This is a genomic window from Bifidobacterium cebidarum (assembly GCF_009193305.1).
Taxonomy (GTDB): domain Bacteria; phylum Actinomycetota; class Actinomycetes; order Actinomycetales; family Bifidobacteriaceae; genus Bifidobacterium; species Bifidobacterium cebidarum.
Genome location: NZ_WBVS01000002.1, coordinates 288,357 through 313,237 on the forward strand (window position 1 = coordinate 288,357; position 24,881 = coordinate 313,237).

The 24,881-nt window shown below is 60.1% G+C and carries 18 protein-coding genes and 1 tRNA gene; 8 read left to right on the top strand and 11 right to left on the bottom strand.

Annotation, left to right across the window (positions count from 1 at the left end):
• Positions 1-228: 228 nt before the first annotated feature.
• The 5 genes from F7D08_RS03425 to F7D08_RS03445 form a co-directional block, all read right to left on the bottom strand.
• Positions 229-891, bottom strand: a complete 663-nt coding sequence (locus tag F7D08_RS03425; protein ID WP_152209278.1) for a hypothetical protein — start codon at positions 889-891, stop codon at positions 229-231.
• A 91-nt stretch (positions 892-982) separates the two neighbouring features.
• Positions 983-2,614, bottom strand: a complete 1,632-nt coding sequence (locus tag F7D08_RS03430) for a beta strand repeat-containing protein (protein ID WP_226803292.1) — start codon at positions 2,612-2,614, stop codon at positions 983-985.
• 197 nt (positions 2,615-2,811) lie between these two features.
• Entirely contained in the window at positions 2,812-3,834 is a 1,023-nt protein-coding gene (locus tag F7D08_RS03435; protein ID WP_226803294.1) for a LacI family DNA-binding transcriptional regulator, read from the bottom strand.
• Positions 3,835-4,035: 201 nt separating this feature from the next.
• Complete coding sequence (locus tag F7D08_RS03440; protein ID WP_226803296.1) at positions 4,036-5,301, bottom strand: oligosaccharide MFS transporter; 1,266 nt, start codon at positions 5,299-5,301, stop codon at positions 4,036-4,038.
• Between the two features lie 54 nt (positions 5,302-5,355).
• Positions 5,356-6,381: a glycoside hydrolase family 43 protein gene (locus F7D08_RS03445; RefSeq protein WP_152209279.1), complete on the bottom strand. Its 1,026-nt coding sequence runs from the start codon at positions 6,379-6,381 to the stop codon at positions 5,356-5,358.
• A gap of 563 nt (positions 6,382-6,944) precedes the next feature.
• Between F7D08_RS03445 and F7D08_RS03450 the strand changes: the two genes are divergently transcribed.
• Positions 6,945-8,231 carry a putative ABC transporter permease gene (locus F7D08_RS03450; protein WP_152209280.1) on the top strand — a complete coding sequence of 429 codons (1,287 nt, stop codon included), beginning with the start codon at positions 6,945-6,947 and terminating at the stop codon, positions 8,229-8,231.
• Positions 8,232-8,410: 179 nt separating this feature from the next.
• A complete protein-coding gene (gene gndA / locus F7D08_RS03455) occupies positions 8,411-9,868 on the top strand; it encodes an NADP-dependent phosphogluconate dehydrogenase (protein WP_152209281.1) in 1,458 nt (485 codons plus the stop codon).
• A gap of 99 nt (positions 9,869-9,967) precedes the next feature.
• Here gndA and pgl read toward each other — a convergent pair whose 3' ends face one another.
• From pgl to zwf, 3 genes are all read right to left on the bottom strand, one after another.
• The gene (pgl, locus tag F7D08_RS03460; protein ID WP_152209282.1) at positions 9,968-10,819 is read right to left on the bottom strand and encodes a 6-phosphogluconolactonase; all 852 of its coding nucleotides are present in this window, start codon (positions 10,817-10,819) and stop codon (positions 9,968-9,970) included.
• A gap of 70 nt (positions 10,820-10,889) precedes the next feature.
• On the bottom strand, positions 10,890-11,888 hold the full coding sequence (locus tag F7D08_RS03465) for a glucose-6-phosphate dehydrogenase assembly protein OpcA (RefSeq protein WP_152209283.1): 999 nt from the start codon (positions 11,886-11,888) through the stop codon (positions 10,890-10,892).
• On the bottom strand, positions 11,885-13,423 hold the full coding sequence (zwf, locus tag F7D08_RS03470) for a glucose-6-phosphate dehydrogenase (RefSeq protein WP_152209284.1): 1,539 nt from the start codon (positions 13,421-13,423) through the stop codon (positions 11,885-11,887). Before zwf ends, F7D08_RS03465 begins: the two co-directional genes overlap by 4 nt.
• A gap of 401 nt (positions 13,424-13,824) precedes the next feature.
• Between zwf and F7D08_RS03475 the strand changes: the two genes are divergently transcribed.
• Positions 13,825-15,666, top strand: coding sequence for a serine hydrolase (locus F7D08_RS03475; protein WP_226803298.1), 1,842 nt, complete (start codon positions 13,825-13,827; stop codon positions 15,664-15,666).
• A 42-nt stretch (positions 15,667-15,708) separates the two neighbouring features.
• Here the strand turns inward: F7D08_RS03475 and F7D08_RS03480 are convergent.
• Positions 15,709-15,781: transfer RNA gene (locus tag F7D08_RS03480), tRNA-Lys, on the bottom strand.
• A gap of 92 nt (positions 15,782-15,873) precedes the next feature.
• On the opposite strand from F7D08_RS03480, the gene F7D08_RS03485 reads away from it, so the two are divergent.
• Positions 15,874-17,550 carry a C69 family dipeptidase gene (locus F7D08_RS03485; protein WP_152209285.1) on the top strand — a complete coding sequence of 559 codons (1,677 nt, stop codon included), beginning with the start codon at positions 15,874-15,876 and terminating at the stop codon, positions 17,548-17,550.
• A gap of 18 nt (positions 17,551-17,568) precedes the next feature.
• On the opposite strand, the gene F7D08_RS03490 is transcribed toward F7D08_RS03485, so the two are convergent.
• Both F7D08_RS03490 and F7D08_RS03495 read right to left on the bottom strand, forming a co-directional pair.
• Positions 17,569-18,612: a glycosyltransferase family 2 protein gene (locus tag F7D08_RS03490; protein WP_152209286.1), complete on the bottom strand. Its 1,044-nt coding sequence runs from the start codon at positions 18,610-18,612 to the stop codon at positions 17,569-17,571.
• Between the two features lie 113 nt (positions 18,613-18,725).
• The gene (locus F7D08_RS03495) at positions 18,726-19,499 is read right to left on the bottom strand and encodes a TetR/AcrR family transcriptional regulator (protein ID WP_404979649.1); all 774 of its coding nucleotides are present in this window, start codon (positions 19,497-19,499) and stop codon (positions 18,726-18,728) included.
• A gap of 128 nt (positions 19,500-19,627) precedes the next feature.
• On the opposite strand from F7D08_RS03495, the gene ftsY reads away from it, so the two are divergent.
• The 4 genes from ftsY to F7D08_RS03515 all read left to right on the top strand — a co-directional run bounded on the left by ftsY (position 19,628) and on the right by F7D08_RS03515 (position 24,880).
• Positions 19,628-20,899 (top strand): signal recognition particle-docking protein FtsY, encoded by a 1,272-nt coding sequence (gene ftsY, locus F7D08_RS03500; RefSeq protein WP_152209288.1) that lies wholly within the window; start codon positions 19,628-19,630, stop codon positions 20,897-20,899.
• Between the two features lie 395 nt (positions 20,900-21,294).
• Positions 21,295-22,590, top strand: coding sequence for an ammonium transporter (locus F7D08_RS03505; protein ID WP_152209289.1), 1,296 nt, complete (start codon positions 21,295-21,297; stop codon positions 22,588-22,590).
• A 1-nt stretch (position 22,591) separates the two neighbouring features.
• Entirely contained in the window at positions 22,592-22,930 is a 339-nt protein-coding gene (locus F7D08_RS03510; RefSeq protein ID WP_003828096.1) for a P-II family nitrogen regulator, read from the top strand.
• Between the two features lie 123 nt (positions 22,931-23,053).
• The gene (locus tag F7D08_RS03515) at positions 23,054-24,880 is read left to right on the top strand and encodes a [protein-PII] uridylyltransferase family protein (RefSeq protein WP_152209290.1); all 1,827 of its coding nucleotides are present in this window, start codon (positions 23,054-23,056) and stop codon (positions 24,878-24,880) included.
• The last annotated feature ends 1 nt before the right edge of the window (position 24,881 follow it).

The window sequence follows — 24,881 nt, forward strand, 5'->3', positions numbered from 1 at the left end:
TACCCCCGGAGCTGTCGATAAGTATTGTGCTGCGTTTATTGTGCGCTACGTTTTCCGTAGCGATACGGTAAGCGTAGCGCTACGCATTGAGTAGCGTAATACTGTGCCGGGAGATTTTGGGCTGGGTGTGGGCGGATATGGCTCAATATGGCCAAATATGGCGATGCCCAGCGAAATCGCGCAGATTTACCGTGCGTCGCTGGGCATTGTGTCTAGTTATGCAGCAGGTCAGCTTTCGATGGTGCCGGTAGAGGAATCGGTGCCGCTCTGCTGGCTGGAAGAGGAGCCGGCGGAGCCGGAGGAGCTGCCAGAATCGGAGCCGCTGTTGCCTTCGCTGGCACCACCCTGGGACTGGCTGTTGCTGGAGCCGGATTCGCCGTTGGACTGGCCGGGCATACCGCCAGGCATGCCACCGCCCTGCGACTGACCGCCCTGCTGGGAGCTGGAGCCGCCCGGCATCTGCATCTGCTGACTGGACGTGGTCTTCGATCCATTGTGGGAGATGGCTCCATACGCCAGACCGCCGCCAAGGCCGCCGAGGATGCCGCAGCCGAGGCTGATGCCCACGATGATGGCCACGGCCTTGCCGGTGATGGACTTGACCGGGGAATCATGATTGACTGCGGCTGCTCCAAAACGATTCGGCTGGGGTGCATTCATGCGGGGCTGCTGAGCCTGCTGCCAGTTCCAGTTGGCGTTGCCTGCTCCGGTCTGCGGTGCCGCATTGCCGGCCGGCTGGGCGGCCTGCTGGAAGGCCTGGGTTTGTGCAGTCGTCTGTCCGCCGGGACGGGTGGCATTCGTGGTGCCGGTGCCATTGGCGATCGATTCGGTGGGTGCGGCGTCGACGGTGTTCTTGGTCGGAATGTTGGGGTTGATGTTGTTGCTGGTCATGATGGAATCCTTTCGGGAAAGTGCGTGATGGGTGATTGGGGTGTAGGGAGATGGAGAGAGATGTAGCCGATCGGTGGGATGGCGATGTGTTCTACATGCTCCAAGTGGTAGAGGTGCCGAATTCGCTGTCGAAATCGGAGCGGTCGATGAGATTGCTGCTGAGTTTCGTGTCATCGTTGGTGGCGGAGTCCGGTAGGGAGGTGCCGTAATCGCCGGTTACCATGACGGTCACCGAACCAGTGCCCTTCACCACGGTTTTGCCGCCGGCCACAATGGTCACTGTGTTGCCGTCCGCGTCGACCACCGAACCGCCATCGGCCACATTGAGAGCGGACACCGTCGTGTCGCCGGTCACCACCCAGGTCGATGTGCCGTCCACATTCACCGTGATTGGCGCATCGGAAGTCGTGTCGTCCGTGGCGCTCGCATTCTTGGTGATGTTGGTCTTACCGGTCCAGGTCGAGCCATCCAGCAGGTTGAGCGTCACCGAGGAGATGGTATCGGCGGCAACCGTGCCGTTCAGCGTCTGATTGCGGCCGGTGAACACCACGGTCGCGCCATTCGAGCCAGCTGAGCCCCAGTTATTGGAGTCATTGCCGGCTGCGGTGATGAGCGCGGCCTTGGATGAGTCGAAGTCCAGTGTGGTGTTGGAGAGCACCACATCGGCCGTGGTGTTGGTGAAGTAGAACATCGAACCGGATTCGATGGATGACTTCAACGTGGAATCCGCGGCCTGGAACGTGGCGTGCTCGCCGGTGGTGGATTCGGCGTCGCCTGAGGTGGACTGATAGATGATGACGCCGTTGGCCACCGGATCGCTGGCGGTTTTGCCGGTCACCGTGCTGGTCAGCGTGGAATCCTTGATCAGAATCGTGTTCAGGCCCTCCATGCCGGCGATTTGCGAGCCGGTGGACGTGCCGTTCACGCCCGAGACCTGCACGTTGCCGGTCGAATACAGCAACGGCGAGCCGGAGCCTGCCGTGCTGAGCTCGGAATCGGTGGCGGAGATCGAGCCGCCGCCACGGTCGGTGGCGATGGTGGCGCTATGGTCGCCCTCGGTGGTGGCGGTGATGGCGTTCGCCACAATAGTGCCGCCATACGTGGCGTCGAGGCCGCGAGAGTTATCGGACGAGGTATTGATGGTCACATCATTGGCCAGCACAGTGCCGGAATCGGTGGCGAAGATACCGTTGGAGCCGGAGCTGGAGGCGTTGATCGAGGAGCCGGAAATAATGGTCTTCGAATCTTCGCCAACGGTGAGCGAGACGGAATTGGTGCCGTAGAAATTGTTGTTGTCGGCATTGTCGGAATCGCCGGACTTATTCAGCGTGGCATTGGTAAGTGTCAATGTGCCGCCGTTTTGCGCCAGTGCGGCGTTCTGATCGGAGTCGGTGGCTTCGGTGGTTTCACCATCTGAGCTGACTTCCTTGCCGTCTGCGGTGAGCGCGCCGGAATACGTGCCGGTGTAGTCGTAGCTCATCGTATCTGCGCCTCCTCCGGGCTGGCCTTGCAGGGTGGCGCTGTTGGAGCTTGCATTGCTACCCCAGCCGAGGCTGCTGGCGATGGCGGTGCCGGCCATGCCGTAGCCGAATCCGGTGACCAGGGAGATGGCCGCTGCGGTGGCGGCCGCCTTGCCGAGCGGTAGATGCGCGAAGCGTCGTGCCTTGGCGCTGCCGTCTGCGGTGGTCGTCCGCCGCTTGCCGAACGAAGATGTGCTGGTCATGATGGTTCCTTTCGCGAGACTGTTCCTGTGCATCCCGCGCTTGCGGTGGGCTGTACAGGAACATTGTTTGTCTGTGATGATTCAAGTACACAGCGAAAGGCCTAAGGCTGGCTTAGGTGGCCAGCAAGGGAATCCGGAAGTTCCGGCAATGATTTCTGGAAGGTTTTTGGACGTTTCCTGAAAGCGGTGACGGATGTTCAGCGCGTGCTGTTGCGCACCACTAATTCGGTGGGCAACGTGACGCCGACCGGCTGCTCGCCGTTGATCAGGCGCATCAGCTGATCGACCAGATGCTTGCCGATGGCCGTGAACGGCTGGCGGATAGTGGTCAGCGCGGGATCGGCGAGTGTGGCGGCCGAGGAATCGTCGAAGCCGATGATCTGCACGTCATCCGGGACCTTGAGCCCACGCGCGCGCAGTGTTTTGATAGCACCGACGGCCATGGGATCCGAGGACACGAAAACGCCGTCGATGGCGGGATCGGCGTCAAGCAGCTGCGCCATGGCGGTTTCGCCACTGGCTGCTGAATAATCACCATGTGCGATGCGGGCTTGCGCGTTGCCGGAATCATCATCGAATGCGGCAACGGTATCAAGGAAACCGTGGATACGATCACGGGTGCCGCTCGGGCCTGCGGGACCGGCGATCATCGCGATATGCTTGGCGCCACGTTCGTGCAGATATTCGCAGGCCTTGCGTGCGCCGCCGTAATCCTCGACGTGCACATAGCCCACGGGCAAAGTCTCGTCGGATGGCTGCTCGGCGATGACGGTAGGAATGCCGGCCTCAACCAAGCCGTTCAGCATCTCGCTGGAATCCTTGTGCCAGGCGACTTGGATTACGCCGTCGACGTGGCCTGCCTGCAGATAGGCGAGATTGCGCTTGGCTTCATCCTGATTATCGGTGGTCATCAGGATGAATGAGACGCCTTTCTTGCCAAGCTCATCGGCCACGGCCCTCAAGAGTGCCGCGAAGTTCGGGTCCTCGAACAGCAGCTTTTGCGGTTCCCCCAGCAGAAAGGCCACAGATCCGGCGCGTCCGGTGACCAGTGCGCGTGCGTGGCTGTTGGCTACATAGCCGGTTTGTTCGATGGCGGCCTTAATGCTGGCGGCGGCATCCTGGCTCACCCATTTGCGACCGTTGAGGTAGCGGGATACGGTGGCGCGGGAGACGCCGGCGATGCGTGCAACGTCGTGGATGGTCGCTTTGTGCTGGTTCACTCGAAACCTTTCATGCGGGATATCCTCTTGTGCGGATGGCCCGCGGAAGTTGAAATCGCTCCTATTGTAGCCGGTGACAGTTGTCTGGTCTGTGTCCTGCCGCGTTGACTGCCTTGGTTTGCGCGAACTTACCGGACATGCAGAACGGCCGCATGCCCGGTAAGGCAATGCGGCCGTTGCTGTGCTACTACTGTCGCGCTATCAGGCCTCAACCTGCTTGCTGTCGTTGCGCATGAGCAGGGAGCCGCCGATCACGAACACGGCGATGAGCACTGCGAGCAGCAGGTAGGCGTGGTGGAAGCCGAGCTGGGTGTACATGTTGCCCATCACCAGTGAGAAGATGGTCAGACCGATCTGCTTGGCGGTGCCGAAGCCGTACATGTAGACCGTGGCGGAGAGGCGCTTATCGAACACGCGGGTGATGTACTTCATCACGGAGACCAGCATGAACGGCATCTCCAGAGCGGCGAGCAGACGCCAGAACACCAGCATCGGAATGGTGTTGATGAAGGCGCAGCCGAGCACGCGCACGAACAGGATGCCGCCGTAGATCAGCAGGCCGGTCTTGGCGCCGATCTTGTTGATCAGGGCAGGCATGAACAGCATGCAGATGGCCTCGAGCAGGATTTGGACGGAGACCACGCGGCTGAAGAAGGTGGCGCCGGCGGTGGCGTCGGAGAAGAAGGAAGCGAAGTAGTTCGGGAACTGCTGGTCGAACACGTCGTACATGGTGGCGGAGCCGATGATCAGCAGGCAGAAGCCCCAGAAGCTGCGGTTCTTGAAGATGGAGACCCACTCTTCGCGGGAGATCGGCTCGTTGTCGCCGTCTTCGCCTTCCTCGGCCTTGACTGCGCCGGCCATGTGATCCTCAGGCAGCTTGACGATGGAGATCAGGACGAGCAGCACGGCTGCACAGAAGGTCATCGCCCAGAAGATGGAGCCGGTGTTCTTGGCCCACATGATGCCACCCACGAAGGAAGCGGTGGCGCCAGCCAGGGAGCCGAACAGACGTGCGTGGCCGTACTCGAAGTGGTAGGCGCGGGAGGAACGTTCGTTGTAGGCCTCGATTACGCCTACGCCGCCGTTCAGGCACAGGCTCAGGTAGGCACCCATCACGATGGCGCCCAGGATCTGGTTAGCGCCGATGATCGGCAGGAACACCCACTGGAACAGCGGTCCGAGGAAGAGGATGCAGCAGACCACGAAGATGAACAGGCCCTTCTTCAAGCCGAGTCGATCCTGAATAGGTCCGAAGATCGGCTGCAGAATCAGAGCGCCGAACGACATGATGGAGAACACCAAGCCGGAGGCGGTGGTGTCCATGCCGGCCGGGCCCTTCAGCCAGTACGGCAGGAAGGTGAAGATAAGCTGCCAGACGGCGAAGTAGAAGAAGTAGAGTCCGCCGAAGTTCCAGAAGATGCCGCGCTTCAACGAGCTCAGCAGGGAGGTTGATTGTTCCTGTGCCATGATGATTGGTCCGTTTCTTGGATTGCTTGGATGTTTGTGGTGGTTGGTGATTGGTTACAGCGTCTCGTCAACGTCGAGGTGTCCGTCCGCCGGCAGCACGTCGGTCGTGGCCGGGGTCCAGCGGGTGTCCATCTGCGGGGTGCCGAAGTTCGGGGTGCCGTCTTCGTTCCAGGTGATCAGGCCCATGCGGGCGTGGCGGTTCGGGTCGAACAGCGGGTCACCCAATATCTCCACGTAGTTGCGGCAGTGGTAGATGAGCACGTCCTGGCCGTCTTCGGTGGTGGTGAAGGAGTTGTGGCCGGGGCCGAACTGGCGCACGGTTTCGTCCGAGGTGAACACCGGTTCGCTGGACTTGGTCCAGTTGGCCGGGTCGAGCAGGTCGGAGTCGGCATTGGCGGTGAGCATGCCCATCGCGTATTCGGGGCCGGTGCCGGAGGCGGAGAAGGTCACGAAGATCTTGTCGCCGTGCTTCAAGACCGCCGGGCCTTCCTCGACGATGAAACGGATCTTCTCCCAATCGAGTTCCGGCTTGCTGAGCATCACGGGCTTGGTGGCGAGCGTCCACGGGTTCTCCATGCGGGCGATGTACAGGTTGGAGTGGCCCTCGATGTTGAGGTCCTGCTGTGCCCAGATCAGGTATTGGTGGCCGTCGGAGTGCATGAAGCTGGTGGCGTCCAGTGCGAAGGTGTCCATGCCGGTGTCGACCTGGCCGCGCTCAACCCATTCGCCGGTGATGGGGTCGGCGTCGTCGCAGGTCAGGCAGAATACGCGGTGCTGGAAGGTGTCGGCCACAGGGTCGATTGCGGTGGTGTGCGCGGCGGCGAAGTAGATAACCCACTGGCCGTTCACGCGGTGGATTTCAGGTGCCCAGATGAGCTCGCTCATCGGACCGGTGCCGCTTTCGTGCTTGTGCCAGATGGTGTGTTCCTCGGCCTGCTGCAAGCCGGAAAGGGTCTTCGAGCGGCGAAGGGTGATGCGGTCGTACACCGGGTAGGAGCCGGTGAACAGGTAACCATCGTCGGTGCGCAACACGTACGGATCGGCGCGCTGCAGCACAATCGGATTCGGCAGTAATGCCATGGTGTCTCCTCATTGATGTCGAACAATGAACATCGTTGTGTCGGTGTGCTCGGGGCTGCTGCAGGTTTGCGACTTCTTGGTCGGCATTGTCTGACGCTGACCAAACCTGAAACAACACTGTGCACGTTTCCAGTCAGTAAATATACGCTTGCTGGCGAGTTTTGCAAGTTATGTGATATTGCAGTATGTGCCACCTGTTGCAATGACTGGAAACGTGCACAGTCTCACGGCGTGTCGCAAAGTTCCAAATTCAGAATAACGTGCCACCGCGCTGCGCCGTGTGACTGTGCACCGCGGCATCATGCCGCCATGATCCCTTGACTGTAGGTTTTTGAACACTGACTGTAGGAAATCCAACACTGACTGTAGGGAATCTAACGAATTCTGTTCAAAAACCTACAGTCGGTGTTCAAAAACCTACAGTCAACTGGGCGGCGATGCAATGTGATGGTCGGTGCGGCGGCCGAGGTGCGGTTCAGCCTCGCTGGGATCGCGTTTTCAGCATGAAGCATTGTGCCACAATAGGAGACAGGGCCCGGCGGGCAGCACGAAGGGGAACTGGCATGACTAATCACGCATCTTCCGGTAGCCGACAATCCCACAATCTTGGCAAGAGTACGGCTGCCGAAGAGTCAGCCATCGAAGCGGATTTGGTGGCTGCCGAACTGGACGGTGCCGACATGGATCTGGACGCCAAGCGATTGCCGATCCTGGCTCGCATCTATGGCATCCTGATTCTGCTCGATGGCCTTGCCGCATTGCCGTTTACGGTGTTCGCCACCATCTACAGCGTGCGCGAGATCCTGACCGGCCGCGTGCATGTGGATGCCATGAGCCTCACATTCATCCTCTCCGCGTTGCACGCGGTGGTGCTGATCATCAATGCGGCATGCCTGATCGTCTTCGGCGTGCTACTACTGCGCAATCGCCGTCGCTATGCCGCGCGTTGGGCATATGTGCTGATGCCGCTGACGTTGGCCGAAGGCATGCTCTCGCTGGCTTTGCAGGGTTTGGGTTGGAACCTGATGCTGCCGGCGATTCAGATGGTCATCCTCGTGGTGATTTCAATCACCGCCGATCCGTCGCTGCGTGAGGAACGCCGACTGCAGCGTGCGCTCAAGCGCATGGATGACCGCGACGAATACGATGCCGCAGTGGCTGCCGGCATGCTGGGTCGCGACCAGAGCGGCAAAGGCTACATCGCGCTGGACTTCTTCAATATCTTCTGGCTGTTCACCATAGCCTCAGTGGGCGGCCTGATCATCGAAACCATCTATCATTTCGCGTTGTACCATGGCGAGCTGCAGGACCGTGCGGGCCTGTTGTGGGGACCGTTCTCGCCAATCTACGGCTGCGGTGCCGTACTGGTCACAGTATTTCTGAATCGACTCTGGAAGGCGAACGCCGGTCTGATTTTCTGTGCTTCGGCGGTGATCGGCGGCACGTTCGAATACGTGACCAGCTGGTTCATGGAAGTCGCATTCGGCATCACCGCGTGGGACTACACCGGCCAATGGCTTTCCGTCGACGGCCGCACATCCGGCAAATACATGTTCTTCTGGGGCTTGATCGGCTTGGTCTGGGTGCGCTGGCTGTTGCCGCGCATGCTCGCGCTCATCAATCGCATTCCTTGGAAAGTGCGCTACTCGCTCACCGCAGTATGCGCGGTGCTGATGATTGTCGACATCGTATTCACGCTGATGGCACTCGACTGCTGGTACGGCAGACTTGCCGGCCAGCCTCAGACCTCGCCCGCCGCGCTCTGGTTCGGTGAGCACTACGGCAACGATTACATGGCCGCCCGCTTCCAAACCATGACTATCGACCCCACCAAAGCCGGGCGTATGTAGGCTTGGCCGAACGGCCTTGAGTGTGTCGAGCATCGCATACGCCGACCATCCACGACCCAGACCTAAGTGTTTACGGCTACGCGGTGAGCGTAAGACGAGCCGTGCGCGCTTCCGGTGCCAAGGATAGACTTGGATTCCGGAAGAATCGTTCCTTAATACTGCAAGGAAAGGCAAGGCAGATGGCCGAAGCTACAGCAAATATCGGTGTTATTGGACTGGCCGCCATGGGCTCCAACCTGGCGCGCAACCTAGCGCACCACGGCAACACGGTGGCCCTGTTCAACCGTCACTACTCCCGTACCGAAAAGCTGATGAACGAGCATGGCACTGAAGGCAACTTCGTACCGGCCAAGACGCTGGAAGAGTTCGCGGCTTCCCTGAAGCGTCCGCGCACTGCCATCATCATGGTCAAGGCCGGTGCTCCGACCGATGCCGTGATCGAGCAGCTCGAAGAGGTGTTCGAGCCGGGCGACATCATCGTGGATGGCGGCAACTCCTTCTTCAAGGACACCATCAAGCGTGAGAAGGAAGTGCGTGCCAAGGGCTTCCACTTCGTTGGCTGCGGCGTGTCCGGTGGCGAGGAAGGCGCTCTGAACGGCCCGTCCCTGATGCCCGGTGGCACTGCGGAATCCTGGAAGACGCTTGGCCCGATTCTGGAATCCATCGCCGCCAAGGTGAATGGTGAACCGTGCGTGACCCACATCGGCACTGATGGCGCCGGCCACTTCGTCAAGATGGTGCACAACGGCATCGAGTACGCCGATATGCAGGTGATTGGCGAGGCCTACGACATTCTGCGTCGCGGTCTGGGCATGGATGCCGAGGAGATTGGCGACGTGTTCGAGGAGTGGAACAAGGGCGACCTTGACTCCTACCTGATTGAGATCACCGCCGAGATTCTGCATCACAAGGACGCCGAGACCGGCAAGCCGTTCGTGGACGTGGTCGTCGATCACGCCGGCATGAAGGGCACTGGTACCTGGACCGTGCAGACCGGCCTGGAGTTCGGCTCTCCGGTGGCCGCTATTGGCGAGGCTGTGTTCGCCCGTGCGCTGTCTTCTCATGGTGAGCTGCGCGAGGCCGCCCAGAAGGAAGGCCTGGCGGGCCCGAACAAGACCATCGACCTGGCCGGCGAAGACAAGGCCGCATTCGTGGAGGATGTGCGCAAGGCGCTGTTCGCCTCCAAGGTGGTGGCCTACGCCCAGGGTCTGAATGAGATTCAGGACGGTGCCAAAGAATACGGTTGGGATATCAACCTGTCCGAAGTGGCCCGTATTTGGCGCGGCGGCTGCATCATTCGCGCCCAGTTCCTGCTCGACCGCATCACCGAGGCCTTCAAGGGCGACAACCCGCCGGCCTCCCTGCTGTTCGACCCGTACTTCGAGAAGATCATCGGCGAATCCCAGGATGCATGGCGTCGCGTGATCGTTCGCGCTGTCGAGGCTGGCATCCCGACTCCGGTGTTCTCCAGCTCCCTGGCCTACTACGATGGCCTGCGCTCCAAGCGCCTGCCCACCGCCCTGACCCAGTCCCAGCGCGACCTCTTCGGCGCCCACACCTACGGCCGCGTAGACAAGCCCGGCGTATTCCACACGTTGTGGGCTGAGCCGGGTCAGCCTGAAGAGCAGCAGGCCTGACCTCATTCAATCACCTCGGAAAACGTACGCTAAGCGACAGTCAGCGTACGTTTTCCGAGACGTTTTTCGTTGTCAGTGCGGTTTTGATCCGTTACTTACCTACAGCTTCACCACGGTTTCTTCCGTCGAGAACCAGACGAATTCCTCGGTGCCACCGGCGTAGGAGGACGGGTACTCCGGGTTATTAGGCTGCGCGAACACATGTGCCAGCGAATCGGCCTTGCCGGCACCGGCCGCGAAGAACCATGTGTGGCGAGAGCGGGCAATCAAAGGCGCAGTCAGGGAAATACGCAGCGGCGGCATCTTGGGGGAGTGGCTCACACTCACGGTCAGGCGGTCGGTCACATCCACTTCGTGGTGGCCGGAGGACGCGGGGAACAGCGAGGCGTAATGACCATCCGGTCCCATGCCCAGAATCATCAAGTCGAACACCGGCTCCGGACCCATTTCACGAATAAGCTCCTGCTCATATTCGCGAGCGGCGGCATCCAGCAATGTTGCATTATCGGTATCAGCCGCATCACGTACCGCGGCGTCCGTGCTTTCCACATTCGCCATAACAGTGGCGATCTCATCCGCGGAACGGGTATCCGCAGGCATCTCATGGATGTTCGCTTCCGGAAGCTTCCCCTCAGCAACCAACTGATCGAGCAGCAGACGGCGAGCCTCTAGCGCATTGCGGTCAGTGTCGTAAGCCGGCACGAAGCGTTCATCGCTGAACCAGAAGTGCACACGGCGCCAATCAATCGATTCGGCCAACGGGTTAGAAAGCACCAAACCCAGCGGTTGTGCTGCCGAGCCTCCGGAGAGCGCCACGTCCACGCGTGCGCGGCGGCTGCCATCAGCCAATCGTTCGTCCAATGCGTCCAACAGTGCCAGCGCCAAACGTTGTGCGCCCGCCTGCAGCATCAGATCTTTATTGGGATACACGATAAGTGCGCGATTTGCCATAACAATGATTCCTTCAATATAAAAAACTTCCCTCAGCCAAGAATAACTGGCTGAGGGAAGCGATAGGGCCTTAGTGACGAATCAAGTCCCAACCCTTGTTGATGACTTCGGCATACACCTCATCCGGATCGATGCGGCGCAGCTCCTCGGTCAGGCAGTCCTCGATGGTGCGCACCGGCACGGAGATGGCCTGTGGAGTCTGACCGGGCATGGAGATCAGAGCCTGATCCTCATGCGGTCGCTCCAACGACACCACGCCATCCGCACGCGTCAAGTACACACCGGTCACGGCTTCGGCATCGTCCACATACTCCACGTCGACATTCACGCTGAGCTTCAACCGCAACCATGCGCACAGCAGGTCCATCGGCAGGAACTCCTTCGGACCGGTCACCTTCACTGCGGTGACTGGCAGATGCGGCGGCTGGTCGAGCATGGAGGCCAGCATTGCGCGCCAGACGGTCAAACGAGTCCACGACAGGTCGATGTCCTCCGGCGTCCAGTTGCGGCGCAGACGCTCGATCGTGGCTTCAGGATTGTTGGAGCGCATTGCATCGGTGATGCGGCTGCGGGCCATGGCGCCCATCAGATCCTTGGAAGGATTGGACGGCGGGTTCGTCGGCCACCATGCCACCACCGGCACATCCGGTACCAACAGCGGAATCACCAAGGTGTCCGGGTGGTTGATCAGGCCACCGCGTGGGCGCAGGATGATGATTTCGCCGGCGCCGGCGTCGGCGCCGAAGCGTACCTGGGCATTGAGATTGGACTCGGCCGGTCCGTCGGTCAGATCGACGGCCGGATTATCGGTCTTCTCCATGGCCTTTGCGCCGGCATCGGCCGAAGCGTCAGCCTGGTATGCAGTATCCGGCACAATCGCGATCACACGGCACGGATGCTCACGGCTGGCTGCATTGGCGACTTCCAGCGCATGCTCGAGTTCGCTATCATCCGCGGAAATCAGCAGGGTCAGCACGCGGCCCGTGGCGGATTCGCCGCGCTCCTCGTGCAGCTGCTCAATTTTATGGGCGATTTCGCGCGTGCGCGTATTTGGCAGATCGATGATCATGGCATCCTCCAGTGGCGGCCTTCGCGCGCCAGCATCTCATCGGCCTCGGCCGGCCCCCAAGTACCAGAACGGTAAGGCTGCGGTTGGCCGAGCGTGGACCAGAACTCCTCAATCGGATCGAGGATCTCCCAGCTCAGGTTCACTTCTTCGGTGGTCGGGAACAGCGGCGGATCGCCGAGCAGCACGTCAAGAATGAGGCGCTCGTAGGCCTCTGGCGAGTTCTCGGTAAAGGAGCGGCCGTAGCTGAAGTCCATGTTCACGTCACGGACCTCCATCGTGGTACCGCCCGGCACCTTGGCTCCGAAGCGCATGGTCACGCCCTCATCCGGCTGTACGCGAATCACGATGGCGTTCTTGCCGAGTTCGCGCACGGCGGTCTGCTCGAACGGCAGATGCGGGGCACGCTTGAACACCACGGCGATTTCGGTCACACGCTTGCCCAGGCGCTTGCCGGTGCGCAGGTAGAACGGTACGCCAGCCCAGCGGCGGGTATCGATATTCAGCTCGATTGCGGCGTAAGTCTCGGTGGTGGAAGCCGGGTCGATGCCCTTTTCCTCCAAGTAGCCGACCACCTCATGCGAGCCCTGCCAGCCCTTGGCGTACTGGCCACGGGCGGTGTGCAGCGACAGATCCTTCGGCAGACGCACGGCGGAAAGCACCTTGGTCTTCTCCGCGGTCAGATCCTTGGCGGTGAAGCTCACCGGCTCCTCCATGGCGGTCAGAGCCATCAGCTGCAGCAGGTGGTTCTGAATCACGTCTCGTGCGGCACCGATGCCGTCGTAGTAGCCGGCGCGGCCGCCGATGCCGATGTCCTCGGCCATAGTGATCTGCACGTGGTCCACATAGTTCGCGTTCCAGATCGGCTCATACATGGCGTTGGCGAAGCGCAGGGCCAGAAGGTTCTGCACGGTTTCCTTGCCGAGGTAGTGGTCGATGCGGAACACCGAGCTCGGGTCGAACACTTCGGAGACCACGTGGTCGAGTTCCTTGGCGCTGGCCAGATCATGTCCGAACGGCTTCTCGATGATCACGCGGCGCCAGGCACCTTCGGAGGAACGGGACAGGCCGGAAGCGGCCAGTTGCTTGGATACGATCGGGAAAGCGCGCGGTGGTACGGACATGTAGAATGCATGATTGCCGCGCGTGCCACGGTCGCGGTCGAGCTCCTGCACGGTGGCGCTCAGACGCTCGAAAGCCTCGGGGTCGTCGAATGTGCCGCGCACGAAGCGGATGCCGGCGGCCAGATTCTTCCAGGTTGATTCCTTGAACGGCGTGCGGCAGTGGGCCTGCACGGCGGCCTTGACGAATTCGATGAAATGCTCCTGCGTCCAGTCGCGGCGGGCGAAGCCGGTCAGGCCGAAGCTTGGCGGCAGGAGACCGCGGTTGGCGAGGTCGTAGACGGCTGGCAGCAACTTCTTCTGCGCCAGATCACCGGTGACGCCGAAAATCACCAGACTGCAGGGGCCGGCGATACGGGGCAGACGCAAATCGCGCGAGTCGCGCAGCGGATTGCTCCAGTTGGAAAGTTCACTCATAGCTCCTAAGCGTAGACCCCGCCTGGAATGTATCGCTAGAAGCGATATGAAAAATATTGTGATGTGAGGCACTTTGTCTGATATTGCGCCTCGCTCGGTTGGGAAGCTTTCATTTGCAATACATTTATGGATAAACAAAAGCGGTGTGGATTATGTGCTGGTGAGGCGTTGTTTCGCGCAGGTTTATAAGTAAATATTCAGCGAAATCATGTCGTACTTTTCGCTACGTAGTCTATGAATGTGCATGTCATCCTCTTGGAGAAAAATAGTGTCCACTATTTGATTCCAATGTATCTGTTAGCGATTTATGAAGTTCACGCATGCCTAATACACCACCTTCGTTTCCGCCGCCTCACTATGTTGCTTTGCCGGATTCAGAGCGTGCCGAACATCGCCGCACTATGGCGGAACCCGTTGGCCGAGCGGATATGAAGCACAACAGCCGAAAGCCAAAAGCTGCAGCATCCACCAAGAAATCGATGTGGAAAACCTTGCATGCCGTGCATGCGGCATTAAGAGATCTCAACTCCGCGGACTATGGCAAACATACCCCCGCGAAGCGTCGTTTTGGCCGCTTCTCCGTATTGACCGGCAGCGTGTACACTCGCCGACGCGTCATGGTTGCCTGTTTTGGCCTGGTTCTACTGGTTGAAGTGCTCCAGCTCGTGTGGCCATCCGACCGTTTCTACCCGTTGGCAACGCTTGATGGCTATTCGGTTGGCGGGCAGAGCGCGCATGGTGCGGCGCAACGATTGAATGCCCGTGCATTGCAGCGTACGGTGACGCTTACTGATTCCACCACATCCACCACAGTGACGCTTACTGCGAAACAAGCTGGAATCACTGTGGACTACGACGCGCGCGCCAAGGCGGCAGCCCGGCATTCGTTGGCGCAACGCGTCATCCCTTTCTCGTGGCTGTTCGTGCATAACACCACATCCGATGACTTGCCTGATGCGTTTGGCGCCTCGAAGGGGCAGACGCACGCCGATGCGGTCAATGCATCGGTGAAGTTCGTCGACGGCGCCTTGCAGGCGGTGGACCCCTCGGTCGGGTACACCTTCAACTCCGGTGATATTCTCAAAGCCGCAGGCTCCGGTTTTGCCAGCAGCGGCGCCGGCGATTTGGCCACGGCGACCATTGAGATGAACATTGTGCAGCCGACTGTTTCCATGGATACGGCTCAGCAATTGCTGAAGACCATTAACGCTGCACTGGGTGACGGCGTCACGTTCACATATGACGATGGCAGCTGGAGCCTGCCTGCCAGTAGCGTTGCCAAGGCCGTCAGCGCAACCGCGAACGACCAAGATAACACCCAGTTGGACGTGACCATCATCAGCTCTACGTTGATTAGGCAGCTGAAATCTCAGGGCGTCGCCCTTCAGGTGGCGCAGAAAGCCGTTGATGACGGCGCGGTGCCATCATTGTTCGCGGTCAAAGGCTATGCCTCTCGTGCGATTGATGCCAACGACACAGCCAGCGCGTTGGCATCCATGCTTGCCAGCGGCAGCAACTCGCCGGTTGGCATCTCGATTACCGAAGTGGATAATTTCGAACTGTACGAAGGGCTGCCCACCCAAGGAAGCACGAAGGATAAACTGAGCCAGCTATTTGGCGATGCTACGTATTCGGTGGCCGTATATGACCTGAGTACGGGTAAATCCAAGCTGCAGATCAATGCGGATGAGGTGACCACCTCTGCCAGCACCTATAAGCTCTTTGTGGCTTATTCGATGATTCATGCGGTGGAGTCAGGCGATTTGACGTGGGACAGTCCGCTTAACGGTATGACATTGAGTTCCTGCATGGCGACGATGATCGTCGATTCGGATAATGATTGCCCGGAGGCGTGGCTGAGCCTTTACGGCTTTGATGCGCTGACGGAGCAGGCACACGAAATCGGTGCGAACAACACCAATTTCCGATATGGCGATATGACCACAACCGCCAATGATCTGGCCACTGTGCTGAAAGGCTATTACAGCAATTCCATTGTCAGCGCGGATTCCGCGAACCACTTGTTCGAACTGATGGGAGAGCAGGTGTATCGCGACGGCATTCCCACCGGCATCGGCTCGGACGGCGTGGTGCAGGACAAGGTCGGCTTCCTGGATAGTCTGCTTAATGACGCGGCGATTGTGCGATGTGATAAAGGCGACTATGCGATGGTGATTATGACCGACGGATCCAGCTGGCATAAGATCGCGCAAGCCAGTTTGCTGATCTACGAGGATTTGTAAGCAAAAACCCTTGGAAACTCAATGTTTCCAAGGGTTTACTTGTGCCCCCCGTGGGATTCGAACCCACAACCCACGACTTAAAAGGACGCTGCTCTAACCGTTGAGCTAGAGGGGCAACGTTTCTAAGATACACGCGAATGCCGGACAATGCACAATCGGCGTTGCGCATGTGGACACCGACCGCTCCGGCTCCTAGAGTGGGGCACCATGTCATGCACCACGATTCTCATTGGTAAGAACGCAAGTTACGACGGCTCGACCATCATCGCCCGTGATGACGATTCCGGCTCCGGCCGCTACGATCCCAAGCGTTTGATTGTTGTGACACCTGAAGACCAGCCGCGCCACTATGTGAGCGTGCTGAGCCACGTTGCCGTCGATCTGCCGGATAATCCCTGCCGCTACACCATCGCGCCGAATGTCTTGCACAACCGCGGCGTATTGGCCGAGGCCGGCGCGAACGAGTATAACGTGGCGATGAGCGCTACCGAAACCATCGCCGTCAATGAACGTGTGCTTGCCGCCGATCCGATGGTCGAACTGCGCTCCGCCGTGGGCGAACCGGAAGACGCCGACTACCGGCCCGAGCAGCCGGGAGGCATCGGCGAGGAGGACATCATCACCTTGGTGCTGCCGTATGTGAGGACCGCGCGTGAGGGCGTCCGCCGTCTTGGCGAACTGCTGGAAACCTATGGCACCTATGAATCCAACGGCGTGATCATCTCCGACGTGAATGAAATCTGGTATGTGGAGACCATCGGCGGTCACCACTGGATCGCCCGTCGTGTGCCGGATGACTGCTACGCCACAATCCCGAACCAGCTGGGCATCGACGACTTCAGCTTCACCGATGCGTTCGGCCGCCAGCGCGAGTACATGTGCAGCGCCGATCTGCGCGAGTTCATCGCCGAGCATCATCTTGACCGCACGATGGGCGCGCCTTCCGCGATCGGCGGGCGTCATGCCCATGGTAACGGCTCCCGCACCGGTTCGCATGCCCGCCGTGCTGCCGGCTCCGATTCGGTTGTGGCTGCGGTCGATACGGATTCGGCGGCAGCCAACAGGGCCGCGCGCATCAAGGCGCGAGCGGAAGCGTTGCCGAACCGATTCAACCCGCGCAAGGTGTTCGGTGCGAGCACGCCGAAGGACCATATCTATAACACGCCACGTGCCTGGTATATGCAGCGTTACCTCAACCCCAGCGAGGACTGGGATTCACCGGCTGCGCAGTACACGCCGGAATCCGACGATATTCCGTGGTGCCGTGTGCCGGAAAACAAGGTGAGCTTGGAGGACGTGGACTTCCTGCTCTCCAGCCATTTCGAAGGCACGCCGTACGACCCGTACGGCACGAAGGGCACTGCGGAATCGCGCCACCGCTATCGCCCTATCGGTGTGAACCGTACCGGCCATATGGTGGCGATTCAGCTACGCCCGTATGCGTCGGAATCCAACCGTGCCGTGCTGTGGGTGTCGTTTGGTTCCGGCCCGTTCACCACGATTGCGCCGTTCTATGCCAATGTGGCTGATACGCCAAGTTACCTGCGGGACACCACGCCGGAAGTCTCCACGAGCAATCTGTACTGGACGAACCGTCTGATTGCCGTAATCGCCGACGCACATTGGTTCGAAACGCATAATGCCATCGAAGGGTATGCGGAAGGTGTGCGGTCGTTCGGACACAGGCTGATCGAGCAGACCGACATCGCGCTCGAAGATATGGATGCCGATGCCGCCGATGTGCAGGCCGCATTGGAGTCCGCGAATCAGCAGATGGCTGAATACTTGCGCAAGCACACCACCAAGCTGCTCAATGACGTGGTCTACACGGCCAGCAACCTCATGCACAACAGCTTCGCCATGTCCGACCGTTGGACGGACTAGCGCCGAGTCGACCTGCGCTTAGTTGAAACCGACGACCTTCTCGGCGATGGTGTAGCCGTTGCGCACGATCCAGCGGCCCACCGAACCGGGAAGGTTGATTGCGCGGGACATCAGCTTGCCGCGCACATCATGGCCTATGGCGGGCGAGTACGCGTCAATCGCCTCCCACAGTTCCTTCTTCTTGGCGTAGTTGGCCTTATCTCGCGAAAGAATCAGGAACACGGAAGTCACCGAGGACTCGATGGCCAGGAAGTGAATCATGTAGCGATACAGGCCTTCGGGCACCGTGCCGCGTTCCGGTGTGGCCTCGGTCATCAGCCGATTCACCAGGCGCAGCTGGTCGACGCGGCGGATCATCACATCGGTCTGCACGCTCTGGCCCTCGCGGCCGATGAAGTAGTGGTAGAACGGCACATCCAGGTACTGGATGCGCTTGACCCACGGGAACGGCTGGTAGGAGTAATAGAAATCCACATAGAACGTGTGCTCCGGCAGCTGCAGGCCGGAATCGCGCACCACCTGGGTACGGAAGGTGAGCGCATGCATGATGATGTATTGCGCCAGACCGAAATGCCCCAGATCATCCCATCCGAGCACGCGCCCGGCGGGAATCACATGGCGGAAGTTCACCGTGTGCTTATGACGCTTGGCCACCTTGTCGTAGACGTAGTTGGTCACCAGCATATCGATGGGCTCAGTGGTGTCACGCTGCGCTCGCAGCGTGTCCATCACCGTGTTGATGGCCTGCGGATCAACCCAATCATCCGCGTCCACCACCTTGACGTACATGCCGGTGGCTGCGGCGATGCCGGTGTTCACCGCTCCGCCGTGGCCCTTGTTCTCCTGATGGATGGCGCGCACGATGCCGGGATTGTTGCGTTCCAGCTTCTGCGCGTAGGCCAACGTGCCGTCTTTCGAACCGTCATCCACGATCAACACCTCGATGTCCTCGGGATTCGAGGCGGAGAGCACTGAATTGACGCAACGGTCAAGATAGGACTCCATATTGTATGCGGGAATCACAAACGTGAGCGTCTTTGCCGTTGTCACCGCGTTGGCCATACTCGTTACGTCCTCACATGGGTCGATCGATTGCGCGCAATCGATAGTTCGATATGTTCGTTTTCGTTGTGCTGTTAAACCGTAGCACCTTGCAGGCGCTCATGACGCAGTCGTTACGCAAGTTGTTGCTCTGCGCTCACGTTCTGCGGCTGAGCGCCCATCCCGGCATTCTCGATATCGTCAGTATCGCCGCCGTGCTCTAAGTCCGTGCTGAGATGGGGCTGCTGCTGCGCCTCGCGCTGGGCCGCACGCTGGGCTTCGCGGTGTGCCTCGCGCTGGGCCCGTGCCCCCTCGAACCGCAGCTGTGGCTTGGAATCAAGCCTGCTCAATCCGTGCCAGGCCAAATCCACGATATAGGCCGCCAGCTGCTCCTTGCTGACCTTCGGCCTATCCGCCCAATACTGGCCGGTGAACACGGTCATACCCACGAGCATCTGCGCGTAATATGGCACGCCCTTGGTCGAAAGCTTCTGCCGTTTGAACGCTTCCGAGAGAATATCCTCAACACGCATCGAGATATCGCCCAGCAGGGAGCTGAACGAGCCGGATGGGTCGGTGCTGGGCGAATCGCGTACCAACACTTGGAATCCTTCGGCGTTCTCCTCTATATAGGTGAGCAGGGCCAAAGCCGTACGTTCCACGATCTGGCGTGGATGCAGGGTCGGCGCATCCAATGCTGCTGCCAATGTGTTGATCAGCGCACGCATCTCACGGTCCACAATCACCGCGTACAGACCCTCTTTGCCGCCGAAATGCTCATAGACGATCGGCTTGGAAACCTTGGCATGCGCTGCGATCTCCTCCATGCTCACTGCCTCGAATCCCTTGGCCGCGAACAAGGCGCGTCCGACTGTGATGAGTTGTTCTCGTCGCTGCAGCGAAGTCATACGTGAGGAATGTGCCATGCCGACCACCTTAGTCGGTGGGAGAGTCGGTGCTGATGATCGGCAATGTTCCGTGGGCGCTGTACGGCGATGCGGACTATACGGGAAGGCCCACATTTAGACTGGCAGGTATGGAAATGAATACTGTTGTGGCCATTATTGGCGTGATTATTGTGGCGGTTGCATTGATCGCCCTGAGTATATGGCTGTCCAAGTCCCGCAAGCGTGACCTTGACCGTGCGATGGGCAAGGTCGCCCCTGATAATCAGCGTACGCGTGACGCGAAGGCGGCTGCCGACGCGCGCTTGGCCGCCGAAGCCGCTGCAGCTGTGCAATCAGAACCAAGTGCGACTGTGCAAGATAGCGAAACTGCCGAAGTCGCTGCCGCCGCCGCAGAACCGGCAGCCGAGCCCGCCTCTGCGTCTGTGCCGGCCGACGCCGCTCAGCCCAGTGCTGCGGCTGAGTCGGAATCCCCGGAATCCGTGGGCTCCCGTTTGACCAGGCTCAAGGCGAAGCTCGCCAAGTCCGGCAATCCGTTCGGCAAAGCCTTGTTCAACATTCTCGCCAAAGACAATCTCTCCGAAGCCGACTGGGAGGACGTGGAGGATACGCTGCTGCTCGCTGATGTGGGAGCTGAGGCGTCCGCACAGTTGGTTGATGATTTGCGTACGGACGCCCGCATCACCGGTAAGGCCGACCCCGCCGAGGTGCGCGCCACGCTGAAAGAGAAGCTGCTCGACTTGGTGGGCCGCGATACCGACCGTCGCCTGAACGCGGAAAAGCCTGGCGCGGACAAGCCGTCCGTGATTATCATGGTGGGCGTGAACGGCACCGGCAAGACCACCACCGCAGGCAAGCTCGCCCGACTGTTCGTGGCTGAGGGCAAGCAGGTGGTGATGGGCGCCGCCGACACCTTCCGTGCCGCCGCCGCCGATCAGCTGGAGACGTGGGGCGCTCGCGTCAACGTGCCGGTGGTTCGCTCGGACAAGGATGGCGCCGACCCGGCGTCCGTGGCGTTTGAAGCCGCCGGCAAGGCCAAGGAACTCAACGCCGACGTGCTGATCATCGACACCGCGGGCCGACTGCAGAACAAGTCGAACCTGATGGATGAGCTTGGCAAGATTCGCCGTGTCACCGAAAAGCAGCTGCCGGTGGGCGAAGTGCTGTTGGTGCTCGACGCCACCACCGGCCAGAACGGCATGGCCCAGGCCAAGGTGTTCGCCGAAGCCATCGGCATCACCGGCGTGGTGCTCTCCAAGCTGGACGGCTCCGCCAAGGGCGGCATCGTGATCAGCGTGCAGAAGGAGCTCGGCGTGCCGGTCAAGCTCGTGGGCCTTGGCGAAGGCCCGGACGATCTGGCGCCGTTCGATCCGGAAGGTTTCGTGGACGGCATCCTCGCCTAGCGTCTTTCATATACGTTGACTGTAGGTTTTTGAACGTTTTCTGTTCAAAAACCTACAGTCAACGTATATGGGGATCGGCGCGAAGCGTCCACGTTATGAACGTGTGAAACACCGCAAACCACACAAACAGGGCCCCGAATTATGTTCGAAACATAGTTCGGGTCCCTGCCGTATCCATTGGAATCAAGCCGAAATCCACCTCTATGAAGCGCCATGCGCAGGCCTTGGCGCTTAACAATCGCGTAACTTGATGTAACGAAATGAAAACGTGGCCGGCTTTTACTGACGAACTGTTAGCCCCCACAAGGGGGACGGCATTAATTGGAACTAGACGCCGGGGCTTCGAGATTTTCCGAACCCTCGACGCCATGAACGAAAGAGAGAGGGAGGTAGACATGGGAGCGCTTGATTCCGGAAATACCGCATGGATCCTCACATCCGCGTCCTTGGTTTTCCTCATGACGCCTGGTGTGGCGTTCTTCTACGGCGGTATGGTTCGTGCCAAGGCCGTTCTGAACATGTTGATGCTTGAGGCGGCCGCACTGTCGGTCACCATGATTATCTGGACCCTGTGGGGCTGGTCCATCGCCTACGCCGGCAACGATATCGGCGGTATCTTCGGCGATCCGGCCAGCGGATTCCTGCTGAAGGACTCCATGGTCGCCCAGGATGGTGTGTTCACTACCACCGGTCTGAACTCCAACAACTACCCGGTTTCCGTTGACGTTGCCTTCCAGGTGGCCTTCGCCATGATCACCGTCGGCCTGATCTGCGGCGCTATCGCCGAGCGCGTCAAGTACAGCACCTGGATGATCTTCGTTGCCCTGTGGATCACCTTCGATTACGCTCCTATGGCCCACATGGTCTGGAACGGTGGTCTGCTCTCCGGTGATGGCGCGATCTCCAAGGCCATCGGCGCAACCGCCCATGATTTCGCAGGTGGTACGGTCGTCCACATCAACGCTGCAGTCGCCGCCCTGATCATCGTGCTGATCATCGGCAAGCGTAAGGGCTTCGGCACCCAGCCGTTCCGTCCGCACAACGTTCCGTTCGTGATGCTCGGCGCATTCCTGCTGTGGTTCGGCTGGTTCGGCTTCAACGCAGGTTCCGCCTTCGCCGCCAACGGCACCGCCGGCTACGCCTGGGTCTCCACCTCCGCTGCAACCGCCGCCGCAATGCTCTCCTGGGGCTTCACTGAAAAGATTCGTTCCGGTCACTACACCGCCATGGGCGCTGCCTCCGGTATGGTCGCCGGCCTGGTCGGCATCACCCCGGCCGCCGATGTGGTCTCCCCGCTGTGGGCCATCGTGCTCGGCGCCATCGTCGGCATCCTGACCTGCCTCGCCTGCGGCCTGAAGTTCAAGTTCGGCTACGACGACTCCCTCGACGTCGTCGGCGTCCACGGCGTTGGTGGTTTCACCGGCACCCTGCTCATCGGCTTCTTCGGTGAGGGCACCGGCCTGCTGGCTGGTGGCGACTGGAAGCAGCTCGTCGTTCAGCTCATCATCGCCCTCGTCGCCATCCTCTACTCCGCAGTGATTACCGCCATCATCGCCTTCGCTCTTGAGAAGACCATCGGCTGGCGCGTCACCGAAGCTCAGGAAGTCGGCGGTATCGACCTTGCCGACCAGGGCGAACGTGCTTACGATTTTGCTGGTACTGCCAGCTCCGTTCTCAAGGAGGTGAAGTGAGATGAAGCTAATCACCGCTATCATCCAGCCCCATAAGCTCGACGACGTCAAGGAGGCTCTCGCAGCCGCCGGCGTGCACGGTCTAACTGTGTCCGAGGCTAACGGCTACGGCCGCCAGCGCGGCCACACCGAGGTCTACCGCGGCGCTGAATACACCGTGGACCTGATCCCGAAGATTCGCATCGAGGTCCTGGCCGATGACGCCGACGCCGAGACGCTGGTCGGCGTGATCGTCAAGTCCGCCGGCTCCGGCACCATCGGTGACGGCAAGGTGTGGGTCGCCCCGCTTGACTCCGTGACCCGCGTGCGTACCGGCGAGACCGGTTCCGCCGCGATCTGATGAATCGTCCGATTCCTCCTCCTATGAGGTTCGGGCTATGAAATAAGACAGGTCCCCGCACGTTGCGTTTGTCGCCGTGCGGGGACTTTTTTACATTTTCTACATGATGAAAGATCTGGGGCAATGACATCGGCAGTAGATGGTTTGAAACAGCGATTCATGGAGATGAGCCAACCGGATGCGGATGGTGTCTATCGCAACGGCACGGTGAAGCGCAAGGCCCGCACCGAACTGGCCATGCAGTGCTTGACGAAGTTGTGGGATGAAGCCTGTGAGGCCGTTTCGTTCACCGTACCTGATTCCGGCATCGGCTTCGCTGCGGTTGGTTCCCTGGCTCGTGGGCAGATCGGCCCCAGCTCGGACCTGGATCTGGTCATTATCTACGAGCCGCGCGCGGTCAACGACCAGCAGCTCAATGAGCTTGCCAATAAGCTTTGGTATCCGTTGTGGGATAGCGGACTCGACCTCGACCATTCCATTCGCACGCGCGCCCAGTGCGAGGAGGTCACCGACCATGATCTGCCCGCGGCCATGGGATGGCTCGATGTGAAGCCGATTGCCGGTGACACCGAACTGATTCGCGCCACGGCCGCCTCCATTCTTGAACGTTGGCGCAAAGCCGCGCGCAAACGTCTGCCGGAGCTGTTGGACTCCGCCAAATCCAGGTTGGATGAATTTGCGCGATTGCAGTATGTGAACCAGCCGGATATCAAGGAGGCTCGCGGTGGTCTGCGCGACTCGGTGTTGATTTCCGCGCTCGCCACCTCCTGGCTGGCCGACCGTCCGCACGGCAGCTATGACGAGGCCGTGGAACGCCTGCTCGACGTGCGCGACTGCATCCACTTGGTGGCCGGCAAGGATACGAATCTGCTGCTGACCCCGTATCAGGCCAAGGTCGCGGCAATGCTTGGCTTGGCCGACCCCACATGGCCGGAAGAGGAGCGCGCGGCCTACTCGATTGATGATTTGCAGACGATGCTCGCCCGTTTGGGCCGCCGTATTTCCTTTGCGCTTGACTCCACGGCTTCGCGCGCCGAACATTCGCTGACCCACGAAAAGCCCCGTTTCGCATTCTTCCAAATGTTCTCGCAGCGCGCAGGCGGCAAGCGCGAGGCTCCGCAGTTCGATATCGTGGCTCCGGGCATCGCCAAGCATGAAGGCGAGCTGGTGTTGGCGCCTGGCGTGGACCCTGCTCATGATGCCAAGCTGGCGCTTCGCATAGCGGTGGCGTCCGGCGAATTCAGCCTGCCGATTAATCCGTCTACGCTGACGAATCTGAAGAAATGCCCGATTCGAGATAACCAGTGGGATGATGAGTCTCGCGAGCTGTTCGTGCGTCTGCTGGCTTGCGGGCCGGAACTCATGGATGTGTGGGAAAGCATCGATTTCGTGGACATTCCCGGCCGATGGATGCCGGAATGGCTGGGCATCCGCAACCGTCCGTCCGCATCGGCTGCGCACCGATACACCATCGACCGCCATATGGTGGAGGTCACTTCGCGCATCACGCGCGACACCCCCTCCGGTGGCCGTTACGATGATGAGCATTATCAGGCGCTGCTGCTCGCGGCCATCACCCACGACATCGGCAAGCGCGCGTTCGTGCGCGATCATGCCGCCGAGGGAGCGCGCCATGTGCCGGTGATTTTGAAACGTATGGGATACCCGCAGCAGATCATCGATTGGGCGACCGTGCTCGTGCGCGAACATTTGACGCTGTCTGAATTCGCCACCGGCAAGGATCCGAATGATCCGGCCGTTACCGCTGATCTTGCCGACCGGCTGCATCATGACAAGCAACTGCTTGATATGTTGTACGACCTCACGCGCGCGGACGGTTCCTCGCTCGGAGCCACTGCCGGTGAGTCAATCACCAAGAAATACGGCTGGTCCAAGTGGCGCGAACAGATCGTGCACACCATGTATTCCGCCGTTCGCTCCGCGATGTAGC